The organism is Pseudomonas sp. Bout1, assembly GCF_034314165.1.
In the GTDB taxonomy this organism is placed as follows: domain Bacteria; phylum Pseudomonadota; class Gammaproteobacteria; order Pseudomonadales; family Pseudomonadaceae; genus Aquipseudomonas.
The window spans coordinates 6,698,751-6,719,941 of record NZ_JAVIWK010000001.1 but is presented as its reverse complement, the minus strand read 5'-3'; the positions used below and the strand labels follow the sequence as shown (position 1 = coordinate 6,719,941).

The 21,191-nt window shown below is 60.9% G+C and carries 16 protein-coding genes and 2 pseudogenes; 9 read left to right on the top strand and 9 right to left on the bottom strand.

Annotated features, from left to right (window positions below):
• Positions 1-8: 8 nt before the first annotated feature.
• Positions 9-793: pseudogene (locus RGV33_RS31205) on the bottom strand (transporter substrate-binding domain-containing protein).
• A 254-nt stretch (positions 794-1,047) separates the two neighbouring features.
• On the opposite strand from RGV33_RS31205, the gene RGV33_RS31200 reads away from it, so the two are divergent.
• The 6 genes from RGV33_RS31200 (at position 1,048) to RGV33_RS31175 (ending at position 8,353) form a co-directional block, all read left to right on the top strand.
• Positions 1,048-1,743, top strand: coding sequence for a FadR/GntR family transcriptional regulator (locus RGV33_RS31200; RefSeq protein WP_322148267.1), 696 nt, complete (start codon positions 1,048-1,050; stop codon positions 1,741-1,743).
• A gap of 120 nt (positions 1,744-1,863) precedes the next feature.
• Positions 1,864-2,193 (top strand): thioredoxin TrxA, encoded by a 330-nt coding sequence (gene trxA / locus RGV33_RS31195; RefSeq protein WP_060753581.1) that lies wholly within the window; start codon positions 1,864-1,866, stop codon positions 2,191-2,193.
• A gap of 234 nt (positions 2,194-2,427) precedes the next feature.
• A complete protein-coding gene (gene rho, locus RGV33_RS31190; RefSeq protein WP_008438874.1) occupies positions 2,428-3,687 on the top strand; it encodes a transcription termination factor Rho in 1,260 nt (419 codons plus the stop codon).
• A 156-nt stretch (positions 3,688-3,843) separates the two neighbouring features.
• Positions 3,844-5,829, top strand: a complete 1,986-nt coding sequence (locus RGV33_RS31185; protein WP_322148265.1) for an acyltransferase family protein — start codon at positions 3,844-3,846, stop codon at positions 5,827-5,829.
• A gap of 89 nt (positions 5,830-5,918) precedes the next feature.
• Positions 5,919-7,385 carry a 4-hydroxy-3-polyprenylbenzoate decarboxylase gene (ubiD, locus tag RGV33_RS31180; RefSeq protein ID WP_322148264.1) on the top strand — a complete coding sequence of 489 codons (1,467 nt, stop codon included), beginning with the start codon at positions 5,919-5,921 and terminating at the stop codon, positions 7,383-7,385.
• Positions 7,385-8,353: a CDP-6-deoxy-delta-3,4-glucoseen reductase gene (locus RGV33_RS31175; RefSeq protein WP_322148263.1), complete on the top strand. Its 969-nt coding sequence runs from the start codon at positions 7,385-7,387 to the stop codon at positions 8,351-8,353. Before ubiD ends, RGV33_RS31175 begins: the two co-directional genes overlap by 1 nt.
• A 150-nt stretch (positions 8,354-8,503) precedes the next feature.
• Here RGV33_RS31175 and RGV33_RS31170 read toward each other — a convergent pair whose 3' ends face one another.
• Positions 8,504-8,980 (bottom strand): sn-glycerol-3-phosphate transporter, encoded by a 477-nt coding sequence (locus RGV33_RS31170; RefSeq protein ID WP_322148262.1) that lies wholly within the window; start codon positions 8,978-8,980, stop codon positions 8,504-8,506.
• 328 nt (positions 8,981-9,308) lie between these two features.
• On the opposite strand from RGV33_RS31170, the gene RGV33_RS31165 reads away from it, so the two are divergent.
• Together RGV33_RS31165 and RGV33_RS31160 are read left to right on the top strand one after the other, a co-directional pair.
• Positions 9,309-11,702, top strand: a complete 2,394-nt coding sequence (locus RGV33_RS31165; protein WP_322148261.1) for a TonB-dependent receptor — start codon at positions 9,309-9,311, stop codon at positions 11,700-11,702.
• Positions 11,703-11,731: 29 nt separating this feature from the next.
• On the top strand, positions 11,732-12,385 hold the full coding sequence (locus RGV33_RS31160) for a gamma-glutamylcyclotransferase (protein WP_322148260.1): 654 nt from the start codon (positions 11,732-11,734) through the stop codon (positions 12,383-12,385).
• On the opposite strand, the gene glpT is transcribed toward RGV33_RS31160, so the two are convergent.
• From glpT to RGV33_RS31145, 4 genes and pseudogenes are all read right to left on the bottom strand, one after another.
• Complete coding sequence (glpT, locus tag RGV33_RS31155) at positions 12,382-13,719, bottom strand: glycerol-3-phosphate transporter (protein WP_088422139.1); 1,338 nt, start codon at positions 13,717-13,719, stop codon at positions 12,382-12,384. The genes RGV33_RS31160 and glpT overlap by 4 nt on opposite strands.
• Positions 13,720-13,895: 176 nt before the next feature.
• Positions 13,896-14,006 (bottom strand): annotated as a pseudogene (locus RGV33_RS34385) (N-acetyltransferase); the annotation flags it as partial.
• Positions 14,002-14,619 (bottom strand): flagellar basal body-associated protein FliL, encoded by a 618-nt coding sequence (locus RGV33_RS31150; RefSeq protein ID WP_322148258.1) that lies wholly within the window; start codon positions 14,617-14,619, stop codon positions 14,002-14,004. The gene RGV33_RS31150 and the pseudogene RGV33_RS34385, both read right to left, overlap by 5 nt.
• A 75-nt stretch (positions 14,620-14,694) precedes the next feature.
• Positions 14,695-15,672: an NADPH:quinone oxidoreductase family protein gene (locus tag RGV33_RS31145; RefSeq protein WP_322148257.1), complete on the bottom strand. Its 978-nt coding sequence runs from the start codon at positions 15,670-15,672 to the stop codon at positions 14,695-14,697.
• A 149-nt stretch (positions 15,673-15,821) separates the two neighbouring features.
• Here RGV33_RS31145 and RGV33_RS31140 point away from each other — a divergent pair, with 149 nt between their 5' ends.
• Positions 15,822-16,229 carry a flagellar basal body-associated protein FliL gene (locus RGV33_RS31140; RefSeq protein ID WP_322148256.1) on the top strand — a complete coding sequence of 136 codons (408 nt, stop codon included), beginning with the start codon at positions 15,822-15,824 and terminating at the stop codon, positions 16,227-16,229.
• A 143-nt stretch (positions 16,230-16,372) separates the two neighbouring features.
• Here the strand turns inward: RGV33_RS31140 and RGV33_RS31135 are convergent, their stop codons facing one another.
• Genes RGV33_RS31135 through RGV33_RS31125 form a run of 3 tightly spaced genes read right to left on the bottom strand, consistent with a single transcriptional unit; the run spans position 16,373 to position 21,173 of the window.
• Positions 16,373-17,491 carry an ABC transporter permease gene (locus RGV33_RS31135; protein ID WP_322148255.1) on the bottom strand — a complete coding sequence of 373 codons (1,119 nt, stop codon included), beginning with the start codon at positions 17,489-17,491 and terminating at the stop codon, positions 16,373-16,375.
• Positions 17,491-20,211: a ribosome-associated ATPase/putative transporter RbbA gene (rbbA, locus tag RGV33_RS31130; protein WP_322148253.1), complete on the bottom strand. Its 2,721-nt coding sequence runs from the start codon at positions 20,209-20,211 to the stop codon at positions 17,491-17,493. Before rbbA ends, RGV33_RS31135 begins: the two co-directional genes overlap by 1 nt.
• Complete coding sequence (locus RGV33_RS31125; protein ID WP_322148251.1) at positions 20,208-21,173, bottom strand: efflux RND transporter periplasmic adaptor subunit; 966 nt, start codon at positions 21,171-21,173, stop codon at positions 20,208-20,210. The genes rbbA and RGV33_RS31125 overlap by 4 nt, the downstream gene beginning before the upstream one ends.
• Positions 21,174-21,191 lie beyond the last annotated feature (18 nt).

Genomic DNA, 21,191 nt, shown 5'->3' with positions numbered 1-21,191 from the left:
AGCCGTGATCAGAGATCAGCCGGCAGCGGCTCTTTAAGCCACTGCATTGCATTTTTTCCAGGCTGCCGTCGGCCTTGGCCGCGACCAGGATCTGGTTGACCTTGTCCAGAAGCGCAGGCTCGTTCTTGTTCACGCCTACGTACACCGGCGAGTCCTTGAGCTTCACTTTAAGTGCTGGCACACGCTTGGGGTTGCGCTCGCTGATGGCCACCATCACCACGTTGCCGCTGGCAATCAGGTCCACCTGGCCGGCGAGGTAGGCGGCGATGGTTGAGTTGTTGTCTTCAAAGCGCTTGATCGTGGCTTCCTTGGGGGCCACGGCGGTCAGCTCGATGTCTTCGATGGCACCACGGGTCACGCTGATGGTTTTGCCCTTGAGATCGTCAACGGTGCTGATCGGCGCGTCCGGCGGGCCGAACACGGCGAGGTAGAAAGGCGCATAAGCCTTGGAGAAGTCGATGACCTTCTCGCGCTCGGCGTTCTTGCCGAGGCTGGAAATCACCAGGTCGACCTTGCCTGTGGTGAGGAACGGGATGCGGTTGGTGCTGTTGACCGGGGTCAGTTCAAGCTTGACCTTGAGCTGGTCGGCCAGCAGTTTTGCGGTGTCGATGTCCAGGCCGCGAGGCTTCATGTCCGGGCCCACCGAGCCGAACGGCGGGAAGTCCTGAGGCACGGCCACCTTGAGGGTGCCACGGGCGACGATATCGTCCAGACCGTTGGCCTGGGCGGGCGCCAGGTTCAGCATGAGGCTGGCAAACAGGGCAGTGAGCAGGACGCTGCAACGCTTGGTCATGGCAACTCTCCGAAAAGGACGAAAGGATTTTCTGGGTTTTGCCAGTGCACAGCCCATGCCAGTAGCGCCCTAATGCGCTGGGAGGCCGGTAGTTATTGAGTCTTGGCGGTCTTACTGGTCTGAACAGTTGTTGCGCTTTCTGCACCCTTTTCGAGCGCTGCCAAAACCCCGCGAGCCCCTTTGGGGCGTGGCTTGCCGGGCGCCGAGAATAGCTTTACAACTAGCCGCTCAGTTGACTGGAAACTTGAGTTTTTATGAATTCCATCGCCCAAGCCGTACCGGAAGTGGCGCTACAGGCCATCCGCAAATTGATCGCTGACGAGGGCTTCGGGCCGGGCGATGCATTGCCCTCCCAGCGCGATCTGGCGCTGCAATTGGGCGTGAGCCGGGCCTCATTGCGTGAAGCCTTGTCGTCACTCAGTGCGTTGGGCGTGGTGAGTGTGCAGCCGGGCAAGGGCGTGTTCGTCCAGGCCGTGGAAGAACCGCTGGGGTTGGCCTGGCCGTTTACAGCACAGGCCACGCCGCTGGATATCTTTCAGCTGCGCTACGCGCTGGAAGGGTTTGCAGCGGGGCTGGCGGCGGTGACCCTGACCACCATAGAGCTGGACTTCCTGGAAGATAACGTCGAAGCGATGCGCAAAGAGCTCAAGGGCGGCGATTTTGAGGCGGCGGCGCAGCTGGACTTCGAATTTCACCAGCGCATCCTGCTGGCCAGCGGTAATCAGGCGATGGTGAGCATCCTCAGCGCCAGTGCCGAGGTGTTCCTGGAGAGTCAGAAACTACCGTTCATCCGGCCGGAGCGGGCCATGGAGACCTGGCAAGAGCACCGCAAGATCCTGCGCGCCCTGGCTCGGCGCGCCAGCGGGGCGGCGCAGAAAAACATGCAGGAACACGTGCGCAATGCGGCATTGCGCACAGGCATTGCCTTCATCACTCCCGTGGGGCCGTGAATTGGGCTATACCCAAACTCATGCATCACCATAGCAAGAGTCAATCAGCTGCAGCTTCCTGAACGCGGGAAGGGCGGCTATGATGGGCAACGTTTTTTTGCTTACAACCCGGAGACATCCATGAGCAACGATCTTATCAAGCACGTCACCGACGCGACCTTTGAGGCCGAAGTACTGAAGGCTCAGGGCCCGGTGCTGGTTGACTACTGGGCTGAGTGGTGCGGTCCTTGCAAAATGATCGCTCCTGTCCTGGACGACATTGCTACCACTTATGAAGGCAAGCTGACCATTGCCAAGCTGAATATCGACGACAACCAGGAAACCCCGGCCAAGCATGGCGTGCGCGGTATCCCTACGCTGATGTTGTTCAAGGACGGCGAAGTCGCTGCCACTAAAGTGGGCGCGCTGTCGAAGTCCCAGCTGCAAGCTTTCCTCGACGCCAATATCTAAGCGTCCTTAAAAGGCCCCGCAAATAGCGGGGCTTTTTCGTGATACAGGGCTAGACGCTCTGAAACTCAGGTGGTACATTCGGCCCCGCACTGGTTTCTCCAATGCCCCCTGCAAGCCGTCGCCGACGCTCTCCTTTTCGATTAGTACGCGATCCTGTCGCCTTCTCTGCGGCGCGGCCTCATTAAGCCAAAAGCTTAATTTCCCCCCCTCCATAAATGATTACGTCATTCCTATATGAATCTGACTGAACTCAAGCAAAAGCCGATTACCGAACTGCTCGAATTGGCCGAACAGATGGGCATAGAAAATATGGCCCGTTCGCGCAAGCAGGACGTGATTTTCTCCCTGCTGAAAAAGCACGCGAAAAGCGGCGAGGAAATCTCCGGTGATGGCGTGCTGGAGATTCTCCAGGACGGCTTCGGCTTCCTCCGCTCTGCAGACGCTTCCTATCTTGCCGGCCCAGACGATATCTACGTCTCGCCGAGCCAGATCCGTCGCTTCAACTTGCGCACCGGTGACACCATCGTTGGCAAGATCCGACCGCCCAAGGAAGGCGAGCGTTATTTCGCCCTGCTCAAGGTCGACACGATCAACTACGATCGTCCCGAGAACGCGAAAAACAAGATTCTCTTCGAGAACCTGACGCCGCTGTTCCCGACCGTTCGCATGAAGATGGAAGCCGGCAACGGTTCCACCGAAGACTTGACCGGTCGTGTCATCGACCTGTGTGCCCCGATCGGCAAAGGCCAGCGCGGCCTGATCGTCGCCCCGCCGAAAGCCGGCAAGACCATCATGCTGCAGAACATTGCAGCGAACATCGCTCGTAACAACCCTGAAGTTCACCTGATCGTGTTGCTGATCGATGAGCGTCCGGAAGAAGTGACCGAAATGCAGCGCACCGTGCGCGGCGAAGTGGTTGCCTCGACGTTCGATGAGCCGCCAACCCGCCACGTGCAGGTTGCCGAAATGGTGATCGAGAAGGCCAAGCGCCTGGTCGAACACAAAAAAGACGTGGTGATCCTGCTCGACTCCATCACCCGTCTGGCCCGCGCCTACAACACCGTGATCCCGAGCTCCGGCAAAGTGCTCACCGGTGGTGTCGATGCCCACGCCCTGGAGAAACCGAAACGTTTCTTCGGCGCTGCGCGGAACATCGAAGAAGGCGGCTCGCTGACCATTATCGCCACCGCGCTGGTTGAAACCGGCTCGAAGATGGACGAAGTGATCTACGAGGAGTTCAAGGGTACCGGCAACATGGAACTGCCCCTGGACCGTCGTATCGCTGAGAAGCGTGTGTTCCCGGCCATCAACATCAACCGTTCCGGCACACGCCGTGAAGAGTTGCTGACCGCCGACGACGAACTGCAGCGCATGTGGATCCTGCGCAAGCTGCTGCACCCGATGGATGAAGTGGCTGCCATCGAGTTCCTGATCGACAAGCTGAAAACTACCAAGACCAACGACGAGTTCTTCTTGTCGATGAAGCGTAAGTAACACGACACTTCTGGTCCAAAAAAATGGCGCCCCATGGGGCGTCATTTTTTTTGTGTCTGAAAAAGAAGATTTGGCTTTAGTGTGTGTCTGTTTAGTAACAAAATGCTTTATGTGACTACACTCGCTGTCAATCTGATCAGGCTAATTACAAGATTTATGACCACTCTCGCTTATCGCAGGGACATTGATGGCCTGCGTGCCATAGCTGTGCTTGCTGTTGTGCTGTTCCATTTTGGCGTGCCGGGATTCACCGGCGGTTTCGTCGGCGTCGATATTTTTTTCGTGATTTCGGGCTATTTGATCACCTCGATCATCTGGCGCCAGCGCGAGGCCGGACGCTTCAGTTTCGTGGAGTTCTGGGCCAGGCGCGCCCGGCGGATCCTGCCGGCGCTGTGCGTGATGATGCTCGGCGCCCTGATGGTGGGCTGGTTTTTACTGGCGCCCAAGGACTACAGCGAGTTGGGCCGCTCGGTGCACAACCAGGCGGTGTTTATCTCCAACCTGTTTTTCATGCGCCAGGACGGCTACTTCGATGTGGCCTCCGACCTCAAACCCTTGCTGCATACCTGGTCGCTGTCGGTTGAAGAACAGTTCTACATTATTTTCCCGCTGCTGCTGACGCTGCTGTCCAGCCGGCTCAAATACTGGCGCACGGCGCTGTTTGTGTTGTTGCTGGTGTCGTTCGCACTGAGTACCTGGGCGGTTGCCCATCACCCGGAAAAAGCCTTTTTCCTGCTGCCGATGCGTGCCTGGGAGCTGTTGGCTGGCGCAATGCTGGCGGTCATCCCGGCGCGCGAGTACCGCGCGAGCCTGGCGCTGGCGCAAGGTGTGAGCCTGGCCGGCCTGGGTTTGATCCTGCTGGCGGTCTTCGCCTATGACCCGGGCACTCCGTTCCCCGGCGTGGCAGCCCTGCTGCCGGTGACGGGCGTGGTGTGCCTGATTTGGGCCAACGGCCAGCAAGCAACCCTGGCGGGCAAGCTGCTCGGCAGCCGCCTGCTGGTAGGCGTTGGGTTGATCTCCTACTCCTGGTACCTGTGGCATTGGCCGGTGTTTGTGTTCGGCAAGTACGCCAGTGTCGATGGCCTGGGCCCCTGGGAACTCGGCGCTCTGTTTGTGTTGAGCCTGGTGTTGGGGTATGCATCGTGGCGGTTTGTCGAGGCGCCGTTTCGTGAGCGCCGGGTGTTGCCCGGGCGCAAGCAAATTCTGGCGGCAGCGGGCGTGGCGCTGCTTGGCCTTGGGCTGGTGGGCAAGAGCCTGGTTTGGACGCAAGGCCTGCCCTGGCGCCTGTCGCCCGAGGCGTTGCAATACGCCCAGGCGCGTACATGGAGCCCGGAGTTGATGGCTTGCCTGTCGGATGAGAAGAAAAACGACCACCGCAAGTTTTGTCATTTCGGGCCTGTGTCGGGTGCCAGGCGCGCGTTGGTCTGGGGGGATAGTCACGCCTCGGCGCTGGTGCCGGCGCTGGAAGACGGCGCGAGCAAATACGGGATCAGCGTCACTCAGGCGGGTTACTCGGGTTGCCTGCCGTTCAACCGCAAGGAAAGCACCCCAGGTTGTATAAGGTTTAACCAGCGCGTCGCCCAGACGCTGGCCAAGGAAACGTTCAGTGACGTGGTGTTGGTGGCGCGCTGGAGCCTGTACGTCTATGGGCAGCGTGACGGAGACACCGAGGCCTCGCTGCTGGATCCGGCAACAGGCCAATACGACCGCGCCTTCGCCGAGCAGCGCTTCGCCGAAAGCTTGCGTGCCCTGGTGCAGCAATTGCGCGCAGGCGGCCATCGGGTGTGGCTGGTCAAGGAAATACCCCTGCAGGAATTCAGCGTGCCTTACCGCCTCAGTCGCCTGGCGATGCTGGGTCGGCCCACCGACAAAGAAGGCATGCCGCTGGCAGACCATCTCAAGCGACAGGCCTACATCAGCCAAGTGTTCGAGCAAATAGCTGCTGCTGATCCAGGTGTGAAAATGCTCGATCCTGCACCGAAGTTATGCAGTTCGAACGATTGGTGCCGGGTGGAATTGGACGGGCACGCGCTGTATACCGACGACAATCACCTCTCGGCGGTCGGTTCGCGGTATGTCGAGGCGTTCCTTGAGCCGTTGTTCAAGACCTTGCGCAATCAAAGCCAGGCATCGGCGCTCTGAGTCTGTGTCGTCGGCAATGCTGCTCAATAAGCTGCCAGCGACCGTAAGAGCAGGTAGGATGTACGCCTATTTTACGGGTGGCATGGTTAATGAAATTCAAGGATCTTCGGGATTTCGTGCAGCAACTTGAGCAGCGCGGAGAGTTGAAACGTGTCCAGGTGCCGATTTCCCCGGTCCTGGAAATGACTGAGATTTGCGACCGTACCTTGCGCAACAAGGGCCCGGCGTTGCTCTTCGAAAACCCGGTGGGCTTTGATATCCCGGTGCTCGGCAACCTGTTCGGCACCCCCGACCGCGTTGCGTTTGGCATGGGCGCCGAGTCCGTCAGCGAGCTGCGCGAGATCGGCAAGCTGCTGGCCTTTCTCAAGGAACCCGAGCCACCCAAGGGCTTGAAGGATGCCTGGTCGAAGCTGCCAATCTTCCGCAAGATCATCGCCATGGCCCCCAAGGTCGTCAAAGACGCGGTGTGCCAGGAAGTGGTCATCGAAGGTGATGATGTCGACCTCGGCATGCTCCCCGTGCAGACCTGCTGGCCCGGCGACGTCGGCCCGCTGATCACCTGGGGCCTGACCGTCACCAAAGGCCCGAACAAGGACCGCCAGAACCTCGGCATCTACCGTCAGCAAGTGATCGGCCGCAACAAGGTCATCATGCGCTGGCTGAGTCACCGTGGCGGCGCCCTGGATTTCCGTGAGTGGTGCGAAAAGCACCCTGGCAAACCATTCCCGGTGTCTGTGGCCCTGGGCGCCGACCCTGCGACCATCCTCGGCGCCGTGACGCCAGTACCTGACAGCCTGTCCGAATATGCCTTCGCCGGCCTGTTGCGCGGCAACCGTACCGAACTGGTGAAATGCCGCGGCAACGACCTGCAAGTGCCGGCCACCGCCGAAATCATCCTTGAAGGCGTGATTCATCCCGGCGAGATGGCCGATGAAGGCCCGTACGGCGACCACACCGGTTACTACAACGAAGTGGACAGCTTCCCGGTGTTCACCGTCGAGCGCATCACCCACCGCATCAAACCGATCTACCACAGCACCTACACTGGCCGTCCGCCGGATGAGCCGGCGATCCTCGGCGTGGCACTCAACGAAGTGTTTGTGCCGATCCTGCAAAAGCAGTTTCCGGAGATCACCGACTTCTACCTGCCGCCTGAAGGCTGCTCGTACCGCATGGCCATCGTAACGATGAAAAAGTCGTACCCGGGCCACGCCAAGCGGGTAATGCTCGGTGTGTGGTCGTTTTTGCGACAGTTCATGTACACCAAGTTCGTTATTGTCACCGACGACGACATCAATGCCCGGGACTGGAACGACGTGATCTGGGCCATCACCACGCGCATGGACCCCAAGCGCGACACGGTGATGATCGACAACACGCCGATCGACTACCTCGACTTTGCCTCGCCGGTCTCGGGCCTTGGCTCGAAGATGGGCCTGGATGCCACCCATAAATGGCCGGGTGAAACTACCCGCGAATGGGGCCGCGTGATCGTCAAGGACGAAGCGGTAACTGCCCGTGTCGATGCGCTCTGGAAAGAATTAGGAATAGATTGATGCGTGTAACCCTGCAGCCTTCCGGTGCGGTACTTGAACTGACGCCCGGCGAGCGGATCCTCGAGGGCGCGCGGCGCCTGGGCTACGATTGCCCCCAGGCTTGCCGCAATGGCGTGTGCCACGTGTGTGCGGCGCTGCTGGTGGAGGGCCGGGTGCAGCAAGCCGGTGAGGTGCGTGACCATGGTGAGTTCTACACCTGCATCGCCGAACCGCTGGAAGATTGCATTGTGTTGTGGGATGGCGTGCTGGCGCCGGGAGAGTTGCCGTTGCGCAAGTTGTCGTGCCAATTGAGTGAGTGCGTGGATGTCGGTGGCGATGTGTGGCGCGTGCGCCTGCGGGCGCCGGCCGGCAAGGCGGTGCGCTACCACGCCGGGCAATACCTGATGATCGAGCGGGAGAACGGCGAGAAGTCGGCGTTCTCCCTGGCCTCGGCGCCCCATGCCGGGCGCGAGCTGGAGCTGCACGTACTGGCCCGGGAAGACAGCGCCCGCAGCCTGCTGGAGCAGTTGCAGCGCAACCAGATGGCGCGCATCGAGCTGCCATTCGGCGATACCCACCTGGCAGAGCTGCCCGACGGGCCGCTGGTGTTGATCGCCGCCGGTACCGGCATGGCGCAGATGCACAGCCTGATCGAGCATTGCCGTGCCAACGGCTTCAAGCACCCAGTGCACCTGTACTGGGGCGTGCGTCGGCCCGAAGACTTCTACGAGATCGAGCACTGGGACCAGTGGCTGCAACTGCCCAACCTGTACCTGCACAAAGTGGTCAGTGACCTGTGTGGCTGGGAAGGGCGCTGCGGGTTGTTGCATGAAGCGGTGTGCGAAGACATTAGCGACCTCAAGGCCGTGCACGTCTACGCCAGCGGTTCACCGGCGATGATCTACGGCACGCTGGATGCGTTGGTCGAGGCCGGCATGGACGCGCACCAGATGCGCGCCGACGTATTTGCCTACGCGCCCCGTCCGTAACGTGTGGCGAGGGAGCTTGCTCCCGCTGGGCTGCGCAGCAGCCCCAAGACAGTTACCGGGGCCTGTCTGAAGGACCGCATGAGCTTTTGGGCCGCTTCGCGACCCAACGGGAGCAAGCTCCCTCGCCACAAAGGCCATTCGGCGGTTCAATCAGAACCGCACGCCCGTCGTCACCATCGCCGCATTGAACCCCAGCAACACCAGCTCGGCGGCGACCGGCCCGTAGTGAGTGCCCACCGACGGGATGATCACCGGCGCCACGCCCAGCCCATTCAGTGGAATCTTGTCGCGGTACTGGCCGCGATAGCCCTGGATCACGCCGCCTGTCAGCTTCAGGTACACCGGGTAATCGGTCATGTCGTAACGCTTGCCGGCATAGGCATAGTACGAGCGCTGGCTGAACGAGTTGCGAAACGTCGCCCCGCCATACACCAGGCCTGACGCTTCATTGCGCTCCAGACCGATCAGATCCTGATGGTTGTTGTGGTCCTTGTCTGGCGCAAAGTGCCGGGTGTAGACGCTAGTCTGGGCGTACCAGAAACCTTTGTCGTCCTGGGTCGGTGTTTCCACCGCCAGGGCGGTAGTGGCCTGTGCCAGGAGCAACAGGCTGGAAAGTCGGTATTTCATGGTGCGACCTCGATAGTCGATTTGATTGGCGGCTAAGTGGGTCGTGACAAGTGCCTATTTTGAAGGCTCGACGCGCCCTCAGGCTGAACGTGCGCTGAAACTACCGGGATTGAGGCGATCAATCCTGACGAGCGGAGCGGCCCGGGCTTATGCATTCGCTTATTCCTTAAAGGTATTTAATTTGTTACATAAATATCATTAAGCTATATGGCAACGGACTACCGACTTTCTGCCAATAACCAATAAATGACCGCCACCGTCCGCCACACGGATCGATCGTACGAGCTCAGAGCATGACGTTCTGGCTTTTGATTCCAAGGGGAGCGGTATGGGGAGCAACAAGCAGCACCTGCTGTACACGGCGATTTTGTCGGCTAATTTGCTGACCGCCGTAGGATTCAGCCCAGTGGCCGCCGCCGAAACGGCCACTGCCGATGTACCCAAGCTCGATACAGTCATCGTCACTGGCACCCGCGCCCAAGAGCGCACGGCCAGTGCTTCGCTGTCACCGATCGATGTGATTTCCGGCGAAACGTTGCGCAGCACCGGCTCTGATGAATTGGGCGCGGTACTCGCCCGTTTGATTCCTTCCATCAACTTCCCGCGCCCAAGCCTGGTAGACGGCGCCGAACTGGTGCGCCCGGCGCAACTGCGCGGGTTGTCACCGGACCAGGTGTTGGTACTGGTCAACGGCAAGCGCCGCCACACCAGCGCCTTCGTCAACCTGGGCGGCGCGGTGGGACGCGGCTCGGCACCGGCAGATTTGAATGCCATCCCGCTGTCGGCGGTCGACCATATCGAAGTGCTGCGTGACGGCGCATCGGCCCGTTACGGCTCTGATGCGATTGCCGGGGTGATCAACGTAATCCTCAAGCATGACGACCACGGCGGCTCGATCACCAGCAAGTTCGGTGAGTACAAGAAGGGCGACGGTATTCAGCGCAATCTCAGCGGCAACACCGGAGTGGCGCTGGGGGATAACGGTTTTATCAACATTTCGGCTGAGGGCGCCGACAACGATTACACCAACCGCGCCGGTGATGACTTTCGTCCCGGCAGCGTCGGTTCGACGACCTATGGTCAGCGGGTGTTCCGTCAGGGCGAACCGGCGACCAATCAGGGCAAGCTGTTTCTCAACTCGGAATATTCCTTCAGCGAAGCGGCTGAAGTCTATGCGTTTGGCGGCTACAGCAAGACTCGCGGCGAGACCGCGGCGTTCTACCGGGCAAGCAACGCGAGCAACAACATTGCGGCTCTCAACCCCAACGGTTACCTGCCACTGATTCGCGGTGACGTGGAAGACACGTCGCTGGCGGTCGGTCTGCGCGGGTTGCTGGCCTATGACTGGCACTACGATGTGTCGGTCAACTATGGCAAGAACCAGTACCAGATCGGTACCGAAACCATCAACACCTCGCTGGGCCTGGCGACGCCGCGCAAGTTCGACAATGGCACCCTGGTCAATGACCAGAAGCAAGTCAGCCTGGACCTGTCGCGCGAATTCAGCCTGGGCTGGTTGCCGTACCCGGTGTCGGTGGCGTTTGGTGGCGAATACCTGGACCAGGGTTATCAAATCAAGGCTGGCGAGCCGGCGTCCTACTACCAGACCGGCAGTTCGGGCCTGGGCGGTTTCCGTGATTCCGACGCCGGCACCAGCACGCGCCATAACTGGGCGCAGTACCTGGACCTGGAAACCAACTTCACTGAAAAACTCAGCGCCTCGGCTGCCGTGCGTCATGAGGATTACAGTGATTTTGGCTCCAACGTCAGCGGCTCGCTCTCGGCCCGTTATGACTTCACCCCGCAAGTGGCCTTGCGCGGCAGTGTTTCCAACGGTTTCCGTGCGCCATCCCTGGCGCAGCAAAACTTCGCCTACACCTCGTCGCAACTGATCGGCAACACCATTCAGGAGGCGGGCACCTTCCCGGCCAACAGCCAGGTGGCGCGCTTGCTCGGTGCCGACGACCTTAAAGCCGAGAAGTCCCGCAACTACAGCCTCGGCCTGGTACTGGAGCCAACTGACAACCTGACGGTGACGGCCGATGTCTACCGTATCGACATCAGCGACCGCATCAGCCTGTCCTCCAACCTGGACTTGAGCAAAAACCCCGCTGCACTCGCGTACCTGAAGGCCAACGGCGTCGGTGACATCAACTACACCACGGTGCGCTACTTCACCAACGCTACCGATACCACCACCAATGGCATCGACCTGGTGGCCAACTATCGCTACCAACTGGACAACGGTGTGCGCTGGAACAGCACGGTGGGCTACAACTACAACCACACCAAGGTCACCGACGTAAAAGCCAACCCGGCAATCCTCGATAGCCTGGGTGCGAGCCTGGTTCGGGTGGATCGTCGCGAGCGCATCGGCCTGCTGGGGGACACCACGCCGCAGCACAAACTGAGCCTGGGCAACGACCTGAGTTTCGGCAATTGGGCGCTGCACAGTAATTTGGTGCGCTATGGTTCATTCACCAGCTATCAAGCCGACCCGGCTAACGACCAGAGTTTCAAGGCCGCCTGGCTGCTGGACCTGTCGGCCGACTACAAGCTTAAAAACTGGACCTTCACCCTCGGCGGCGACAACGTCACCGATAAATACCCGGAAAAGCTCAATGCCTACGCCAGCAGTGGTGGCAATTTGGCCTATAGCACTTTTTCGCCGTACGGTTACAGCGGCGCGTTCTATTACGGTAAAGTTGCTTACAACTGGTAACAACAGACGGGAGTCCTAGTCGATTTGCCATGACCGCCATTGAATCTGATCTTTTGCAATTGGCTTACCCTCCGCGGCTCGATCTGGGGCCGCAACTCACCCACGAACAGTTGATGAGCTCGATGCAGGCCACCATGGCTCGGCATAAGGGTGGGCCGGTCTGGCTATTCGCTTATGGCTCGCTGATCTGGCGGCCGGAATGTTCGTCCACACAACGGATGCGGGCGCGGGTCCACGGTTATCACCGGGGCTTGTACCTGTGGTCCCATGAGCACCGGGGCACGCCGGAAATACCCGGGTTGGTGTTCGGCCTGGACCGTGGCGGCTCATGCAGCGGGTTTGCCTACCGTTTACCGGAAGATCAACTGGAGGCCTCGCTTTATGCCCTGTGGCAGCGCGAAATGCCTTACCCGTCCTACCGGCCACACTGGCTCACCTGCCGTCTTGAAGATGGCAGCCAGGTGCAGGCATTGGGATTTGTTCTGGAGCGACACCTGCCCAGTTATGCCGGGAACTTGCCCGACATCGTGCTGAACCACGTGTTGCAAAGCGCTTGCGGGCGTTACGGCACTACGCGCGATTATGTCGAGCAGACCGTCAACGCCCTGCGTAGCCACGCCATGCCAGACAAGAATCTGGAGGCGCGGCTCAAGCGGTGTTCCAAAGGCTCTGCCTGCGATTAACGCGCAGTGCTGACGCTATTGGTGTGCCACAAGGTGGGGATCAGGAACGCAATCGCCAACAGGCACGCGCCGATCAGCAGCACAAAGCCGCCATCCCAGCCGAAATGGTCAACGGTGTAGCCCATGGCCGCACTCGCCGCCACTGAACCCCCCAGGTAACCGAACAGGCCCGTAAAGCCCGCTGCGGTGCCGGCGGCTTTCTTCGGTGCCAGTTCCAGTGCCTGCAGGCCGATCAGCATCACCGGGCCGTAGATCAGGAAGCCGATGGAGAACAGCGCGATCATGTCGACCATCGGGTTGCCCGGCGGGTTGAGCCAGTAAACCAGGGTCGCCACCGTTACCAATGCCATGAACACAATGCCGGTCAGGCCACGGTTGCCCCGGAAGATCTTGTCCGACATCCAGCCGCACAGCAGCGTGCCCGGAATGCCCGCCCACTCATAGAAGAAGTACGCCCACGAGGTTTTATCCACGTCGAAGTGCTTGGCTTCCTTGAGGTACGTCGGCGCCCAGTCCAGCACGCCGTAGCGCAGCAGGTAGACGAACACGTTGGCGAAGGCGATGTACCAGAGCATTTTGTTACGCAGCACGTACTTGACGAAGATTTCCTTGGCGCTGAATTCGTCTTCGTGGCTGGCGTCGTAGCCTTCCGGGTAGTCGTTCTTGTATTGCTCGATAGGCGGCAGGCCCACCGATTGCGGGGTGTCGCGCATGGTGATGAAGGCAAACGCCGCCACCAGCAGGGCCACGGTAGCCGGGACATAGAACGCTGCGTGCCAGTCGTTGAACCAGGCCATGCCGAGCAGGAACAACGGGCCGATCAAGCCACCGCCGACGTTATGCGCCACGTTCCATACGGAAACGACGCCGCCGCGTTCCTTCTGCGACCACCAGTGCACCATGGTCCGCCCACTTGGCGGCCAGCCCATGCCCTGGGCCCAGCCGTTGATGAACAGCAATATGAACATCATGGTCACGCTGGACGTCGCCCAAGGTGCGAAACCGAAAATGAACATTACCCCGGCGGACACCAGCAGGCCGAAGGGCAGGAAGTAGCGCGGGTTGGAGCGGTCGGACACCAGCCCCATGAGGAACTTGGACAGGCCGTAGGCGATTGCAATCGCCGACATCGCCAGGCCCAGCTGGCCACGGGTGTAACCCTCGTCGATCAGGTACGGCATGGCCAGGGAGAAGTTCTTGCGCAGCAGGTAGTAGCCCGCGTAACCGAAGAAAATCCCGGCGAAGATCTGCCAGCGCAGGCGTCGATAAGTGCTGTCTATTTTTTCTTCAGGCAGGGGCGCCTGATGTGCGGCAGGACGGAAGAAAGCAAACATTCAAGAGCTCCAGATTTCTTGTTTTGACTGCGGATGCGAATGTTACAGTTTCGTTACCGAAAATAGCACCGCCTCTTATCTGCGGGCATAGGAATTGAGTGCAATTGCATGTTCTTTTACGAACATGTCGCTTACGGGCAAGTGGGGGGCGTTTTCAGGCGGGGTATCACGAACGTGTGGCGAGGGAGCTTGCTCCCGCTGGACTGCGCAGCAGGCCCATCTTTTGGGGCCGCTTCGCGACCCAGCGGGAGCAAGCTCCCTCGCCACAGACAGCGATCCGGTTCAGCTGCCGTTGGCGGCTGCGATATCGCCCGGTAGCAGGTGTTCCTGGACCTTCTGGCTGTGGGACTCCACCAGTTGGCCTTGTTCGTCGAAGCGCAATACGATCAGCCAGTCATACACATTTTCCGGCCATTTTTGCATGCCGGTCAGCGCCTGTCCGTCGCCACCAAAGGCTTCAATCAATTTGTCGATATGCCCATGGTGCCAGGCGATCAACACGGTCTGGGCCTGGTTGGACTTGCGCAACGACTTCACCAGCTTGCCCACTTCATTGTCGGCGTAGGGGGTTTCAAGCGGGAGTTGCAGGCGCTGGGCAAGCGGCGTCAGGGTCAAGCGTGGGCGGAAGCTTTGCTTGCTGTCGCTGGTGGCGATCAGCCGCTGGGGCACCACGCAAATCCCGTTCAACAGCAAGGGGTCGAAATAGCTGGCATAGGCTGCCGCCCTTTGTTCGCCCTTGGGGCTTAACAACGGGCCTTCGTCGGGTTTTTCCGCATGGCGCACGATCAGCACCGTTACATCGTTCAGCCCGCGTACATTCTTGTCCTCTTTATGAGCAAAAGCTTGGGCCGATATCACCATCAATACCCCCAAAAGCAACGCGCGCAACTGGGTGACCATTATTTTTCCTGCCAATGAATGAGTGCCTGGGCCGATCATGGGCCCAGGCACCTCGCGGACAAAATGAAACAATCGTCAGCGTAGCTGCACCACCACCTTGCCGACAGCTTTGCGCTGGCCGAGGTCATTAATCGCCTGCGCCGCCTGCTCCAGCGGGTACACCTGGGACACCAGCGGCTTCAGCTTGCCGTCGGCAAACCAGCCGAACAGTTGCTGGAAGTTGGCTGCGTTGTCCTGCGGCTGACGTTGGGCAAACGCGCCCCAGAACACCCCGACCACCGCCGCGCCCTTGAGCAGCGCCAGGTTGACCGGCAGCTCGGGAATGCGCCCGCTGGCAAAACCGACCACCAGCAGCCGGCCATTCCACGCGATGCCACGAATGGCCTGGTCGAACAGGTCGCCGCCCACCGGGTCGTAGATCACATCCACACCGTTGCCGTCGGTGAGGCGCTTGATTTCGTCTTTCAGGCTGGCTTCGCTGTAGTTGATCAACTCATCGGCACCGGCTGCCTTGGCCACCGCGAGCTTGTCGGCGCTGCTGGCGGCGGCGATCACCCGGGCGCCCATGGCCTTGCCGATTTCCACGGCGGCCAGGCCGACACCACCGGAAGCGCCGAGCACCAACAGGGTTTCGCCGGGTTGCAGGTTGGCCCGCTGCTTGAGGGCGTGCATCGAGGTGCCGTAGGTCATGCTGAAGGCGGCGGCGGTATTGAAGTCCATGCTCGGCGGGATCGGCAGCACGTTGTAGCCCGGTACCGCGACCTGCTCGGCAAAGCTGCCCCAGCCGGTCAACGCCATCACCCGGTCACCGACTTTCAGGTGAGTGACCTTTTCCCCGACTTCGCTGACCACGCCCGCCGCTTCACCGCCTGGCGAAAACGGGAAGGGTGGCTTGAACTGATATTTACCCTCAATGATCAGGGTATCCGGGAAATTCACCCCGGCCGCATGCACGTCCAACAGGATTTCGTTCTTCTTGATCGCCGGGCTTTCGACGTCTTCCAGCACCAGGGTTTCGGCGGGGCCGAAGGCTTTGCACAGCACAGCTTTCATCGGACTATTCCTTTTGGCGTGTTGGCCGATAAGTGTAGGTGGGCGGGGCGACGGGTCAACGAGCATGCCCCGGCCTGATAAGCCGCCATAAGCTTGTGCTCAGGGCTGCTAGCGTTATGCTACTGGGCAACCGAATTGAGGAATGAACTGTGAAAGCGTGGATCCTGTTGATGCTGGCCCTGACACTGCCGACGGCAGCCCTGGCCGAAGAAGCCAAAGAAGGCGACGCGCCGAAGGTCAGCTATATCAGCCTGAGCCCGCCGTTCGTCGGTAACTACGGCCTGGATGGCACTGCGAAACTGCGGGTGTTCAAGGCGGATATCGCCTTGCGCGTGACGGGCCCCGAGGCGGCCGCTGCGGTCAAAGCCAACGACGCATTGATTCGCAACCAGTTGGTGGCGCTGTTTACCCAGCAGACCAGCGACGCCATGAGCAGCGTCGACGGCAAGGAAAAACTGCGCCAGGAAGCGCTCAAGCAGACTCAGCAAGTGATGAACGATGAGACCGGCAAACCGGTGGTTGAGGATTTGTTGTTCAACAACCTGATCATCCAGTAAGCCCACTGAATTGACCTCTGGTAAAAAGGCGCTCTTGTGGCGAGGGAGCTTGCTCCCGTTGGGCTGCGCAGCGGCCCCAAAATCTTGGGAGCGCTTCGCACTCCAGCGGGAGCAAGCTCCCTCGCCACGAAAGCGCATCGCTCTCAGGAGGCCAGGCTCTTTCTGAACCGCATCAACGCCACCGCAAAAAACAACAGCCCAATCCCCGCCAGCGCCAGCAAGTCCGGCCACACCACGCTCACGCCCGCATCCCTGAACAGGATCGCCGCACTCAGGCTCACAAAGTGCGTCGACGGCGAGCCCTGCATCACCCATTGCAGCCATTGCGGCATGCTGTCCAGCGGCGTGCTACCGCCAGACAACAACAGCATCGGAATAATCACCGGAATCGCCAGCAAGCCGAATTGCGGCGTCGAGCGGGCGAGGGTGGCGAGGAAGATGCCGAGCGCAGTACTGGCAAACAGGTACAGCGCCGTCACCAGCAGAAACAAGCTCAACGACCCGGCCAGCGGTACGCCGAGCAAGCCTTTGACCACCACTTCCAGCGACAGCCAGGTGCACAGCACCACCACCAGCATGTTGCTCCAGATTTTCGCCAGCATGATTTCCAGCGCCGTCAGCGGCAGCACCAGCAGATGGTCGAGGGTGCCGTGTTCGCGCTCGCGCAGCAGTGCGGTGCCGGTCAAGACGATGGCGAGAATAGTGATGTTGTTGACGATCTGAATCACTGCCAAAAACCAGCCACCTTCCAGGTTGGTATTGAACAGCGCCCGCGTGGTCAACAGCGCCGGTGTCTTTTGGGCGGCATCGGCCTGGCCGCCATAGGTCAGCAATTCACGCTGGAAAATCCGCCCGATGTACCCGGCCCCCATGAACGCCTGGCTCATGGCCGTGGCGTCGACATTGACCTGTACCCCCGGCTGGCGCCCGGCCAACAGGTCGGCCTGGAAATTCGCCGGCACGTTGATCACAAAGGTGTACTGGCCGCTGTCCATCACCTTGTCCAACTGGTCATACGGCAACGGCACCGCTGCCTGGAATTCCGGCGGTTGCAGCGCTTCGGCCAGTTGCCTGGACAGCGCACTGTGGTCTTCATCCACAAAGGCCACGCTGGCGTTGTGCACGCCGATCACAGACCCTGCGGCGGGCATATAGATGGCGACGGTGAAAGCGTAGAACAGGAACAGCAGCAACACGCTGTCGTGGCGCAGGCTGGTCAGTTCCTTGATGCCAAGGCGCAGGATATGGGCGAACTTATGCATCAGGCCTCCTGCTTCTTGAGCATGATCAGGCTAAACCCGGTGAACCCCAGGAAAAACCCGAACAACGCCAGGCACTGCGGCCATAGCTGGCGCAGGTCCAGGGCCTTGGTAAAGGTGCCCACTGCAATGTCGAGGAAGTAGCCCGCCGGGAACAGCATGCCCATCAACGCGGCGGCGCCTTCCAGGGACGAACGCGGCACGATCAGCCCGGAGAATTGGATGGTCGGCAGGCTGGTGATGATCATGGTGCCGAGGATCGCTGCGATCTGGGTGCGCGTGAACGCGGAAATCAACAGGCCCATGCTGGTGGTGGCCAGCACATACAGCAGGCCGCCGAAGGCCAGGGTCACGCCGCTGCCCTTGAACGGCACGCCGAACAACCAGCGGTTCATCGCCACCAGCAGCCCCAGGTTGATCAGGCTCACGGCCAGGTACGGTGCCTGTTTGCCCAGCAGGAATTCCAGGCGGGTCAGCGGTGTGGCGTAAAAGTTGGTGATCGAGCCCAACTCCTTCTCCCGCACGATTCCCAGCGCGGTCAGCATCGCCGGGATGAACGCGAGGATCAGCGCCATCACGCCGGGGCCGATGGCATTGACGCTGACCACGTCCTGGTTGTAGCGAAAGCGGGTTTCCAATTTGGCGGCGGCTTGCAGGTTCGGTGGCGTGCTATGCAGTTCGGCCAGTTGCTGGAGATTGGCCTGGTGTACTGCCTCTACATAGTTGCGGCTGGTTTCTGCGCGAAACGGCATGCCGCCATCGAGCCAGGCGGCCACGGCGGGTTGGCGTCCGGCGTAGAGGTCGCGGCCGAAACCCGGCGGAATCTCCAGCGCCAGTTTGATTTCCGAGCGTTGCAGGCGTTTGTGCAGTTCAGTGGAGTCGGTGATCGGTGGCTGTTCGGCGAAGTAGCGCGAACTGCGGAACGCCTCCAGATAGGCCCGGCTTTGCGGCGTCTGGTCCTGGTCATAGACGGCAAAGGCGAGCTTTTCAACGTCCAGGGAAATGCCGTAGCCGAATATCACCATCATGAAAATCGCACCCAGCAGGGCGAAGGCCATGCGCACCTTGTCCCGTAGCAGTTCCTTGCCTTCGCGGCTGGCGACGGCGAGCAGGCGGGCGACGCTGAACCCACGTTTGCTGACAGGCGCCGCCGTGGGTTCGCTGACGGTTCCGGTGGGGGCGGTCGCGGCTTCGGGCGCCCCTTGGGCCTGTTCCAGGCAGGTGACGAATGCGGCCTCCAGCGTCTCTCCGTTGAACTGCTGTTGCAGCGCGTCCGGCGTGTCGCACGCCAACACTTTGCCCGCGTGCATCAGCGAGATGCGATCGCAGCGTTGGGCCTCGTTCATGAAGTGGGTGGACAAGAAGATCGTCACGCCCTGTTCCCGGGACAGCTCGATCAGCAACCGCCAGAAATCATCTCGCGCAGCCGGGTCGACGCCCGAGGTCGGCTCATCGAGGATCAGCACTTCCGGGCGATGCAGCACCGCCACGGCCAGGGACAAGCGCTGGCGCAGCCCCAGCGGCAACTCGCCGGAAGGCTGCTCGGCGACATCGCCCAAGTCAAAACGCTGGATCAACTCGTCGATGCGCTGGCCGCTTTCACCTTTGGGCAGGTCGAACAGTTGCGCATGCAGCACCAGGTTCTGGCCCACGCTGAGTTCGCCATACAGCGAGAAGCTTTGCGACATGAAGCCCACGCGCTTGCGGGTGGCCAGGTCCTTGGCGTTCACCGGGTTGCCCAGCAGCGTTGCAGTGCCTTCGGTGGCCGGCATCAGCCCGGTGAGGACTTTCATGGTGGTGGTCTTGCCGCAACCGTTGGAGCCGAGGAAACCAAAGATCTCGCCTCGGCCAATCGCGAAGCTCACCTTGTCCACCGCCGTGAAGTCGCCGAAACGCAGGGTCAGGTCGTGGGCTTCGATGGCAATGTCGGTGTTGTCGCTTTGCCGTGGCGGAATCACCAGTGGCTGGTTGTTGTGGGCGCTGTCGCCCTGGAAATGGGTGAAGGCTTCATCCAGTTTACCGCTGGGCGTAGCCGCCGCCAGTTCGCTGCTCAGGCCGTCGGCGATCAACTTGCCACGGTCGAGCATCAGGCAGTGTTCGAACTGCTCGGCTTCTTCCATGTAGGCCGTGGCTACCAGCAGTGTCAGTTGCGGGCGTTCGCTGCGTACGGTGTCTACCAGCTCCCAGAAGCGCCGACGGGAGAGCGGGTCGACGCCAGTGGTCGGCTCGTCGAGGATCAACAAGTCCGGGTCGTGGATCAGCGCGCAGCACAGGCCGAGCTTCTGCTTCATGCCGCCGGAGAGTTTGCCGGCCGGGCGGTCGGCAAAGCGTGCAAGGTCGGTGGCCAGCAGCAGGTTGTGCATGCGCTGGTCGCAATCGGCTTTCGACAGGCCAAACAATGTGGCAAAAAACCGGATGTTTTCGCTGATAGACAGCTCGGGGTACAGGTTGCCACCCAGGCCTTGGGGCATAAACGCGATGCGCGGGTACAGGCTGTTGCGGTGGCGGCGGTCTTCGATGGCGCCGCCGAGTACTTCCAGTTGGCCTTGTTGAAGCTTTTTAACCCCGGCGATCAAGCCCAGCAGGCTCGATTTGCCGGCGCCATCCGGGCCGATCAGCCCGCAGCGGGTGCCAGCGGGCAGGCTGAAGGCGATGTCGATCAGCGCCTGTTGCTTGCCGTAGCGATGGTTGATGCCCGTGGCGTGCAGCGCCAGGCCGCTCATTGCAGGTTGGCCGGCCAGTCCAGGTCAGTGGTGCGCACATAGCCGGCGCCGGGCATGCCCGGCTTGGCTTGCGGCACGGCGCTCGGTTGGGTGAGGCGCAGTTTGACCCGGAACACCAACTTCTGGCGCTCGTCGCGGGTTTCCACTTCTTTGGGCGTGAACTGCGATTTGGCCGCGACAAAGCTGATTTTTGCTGGCAACGGTTGATTCGGCAGGGCATCGAGGACGATTCGCGCTTCGCTGCCGACGGTCAGGGCGCCGGTTACCGAAGCGGGCAGATACAGGTTCATGTACTGGTCGTTGGGGTCGATCAGCAGCAGCACGCGGCCACCCGCGCCGAGCACCTCGCCGGGTTCGGCCAGGCGCAGCTGGATGATCCCGTCGATGGGCGCCCGCAGGCTGCTGTCTTCGATTTCGCTGGTGAGTTGCGCGACCTGCGCCTGGGCGGCGCCGATGGCGGCCTTCACCGAATTGACCTGGGCTTGGGCGGCGATCACGCCCGCGTTGCCGGTGTTCTGTTTGGCTTGTTGTTGGTCGATCAACTGGCCGCTGGCGAAGCCGCGTTTGTACAGTTCCTGGGTGCGCTTGAGTTCCTGGCTGGCCAGCAGTTGCTCGCTCTGGCGCAGTTGCACGTTGGCTTCGGCGGCAGCGAAATTTTCCCTGGCCCGCAGCACTTCGGCTTCGGCCTGGGCGCGCTGGGCTTCCAGGGTGCGGGTGTCCATGCGTGCCAGTAGTTGGCCCTTGAGCACCTTGTCGCCTTCGTCCACCCGCACTTCGGCCAGGCGCCCGGGGATCTTGGTGGCGATCTGCACTTCAGTCGATTCCAGCCGACCATTGCCCATGCTCAGGCCTTCGGGCAGGCGGTCCTGGGTGGATTGCCAGTAGCCGAAGCCGCCGGCGGCCAGCAGTAAAACGATCAGCGGAATGGCGAAAAGATGGGAGGTGCGGTGGTTCGTCGACATGGGTGCATCCTGCGGCGT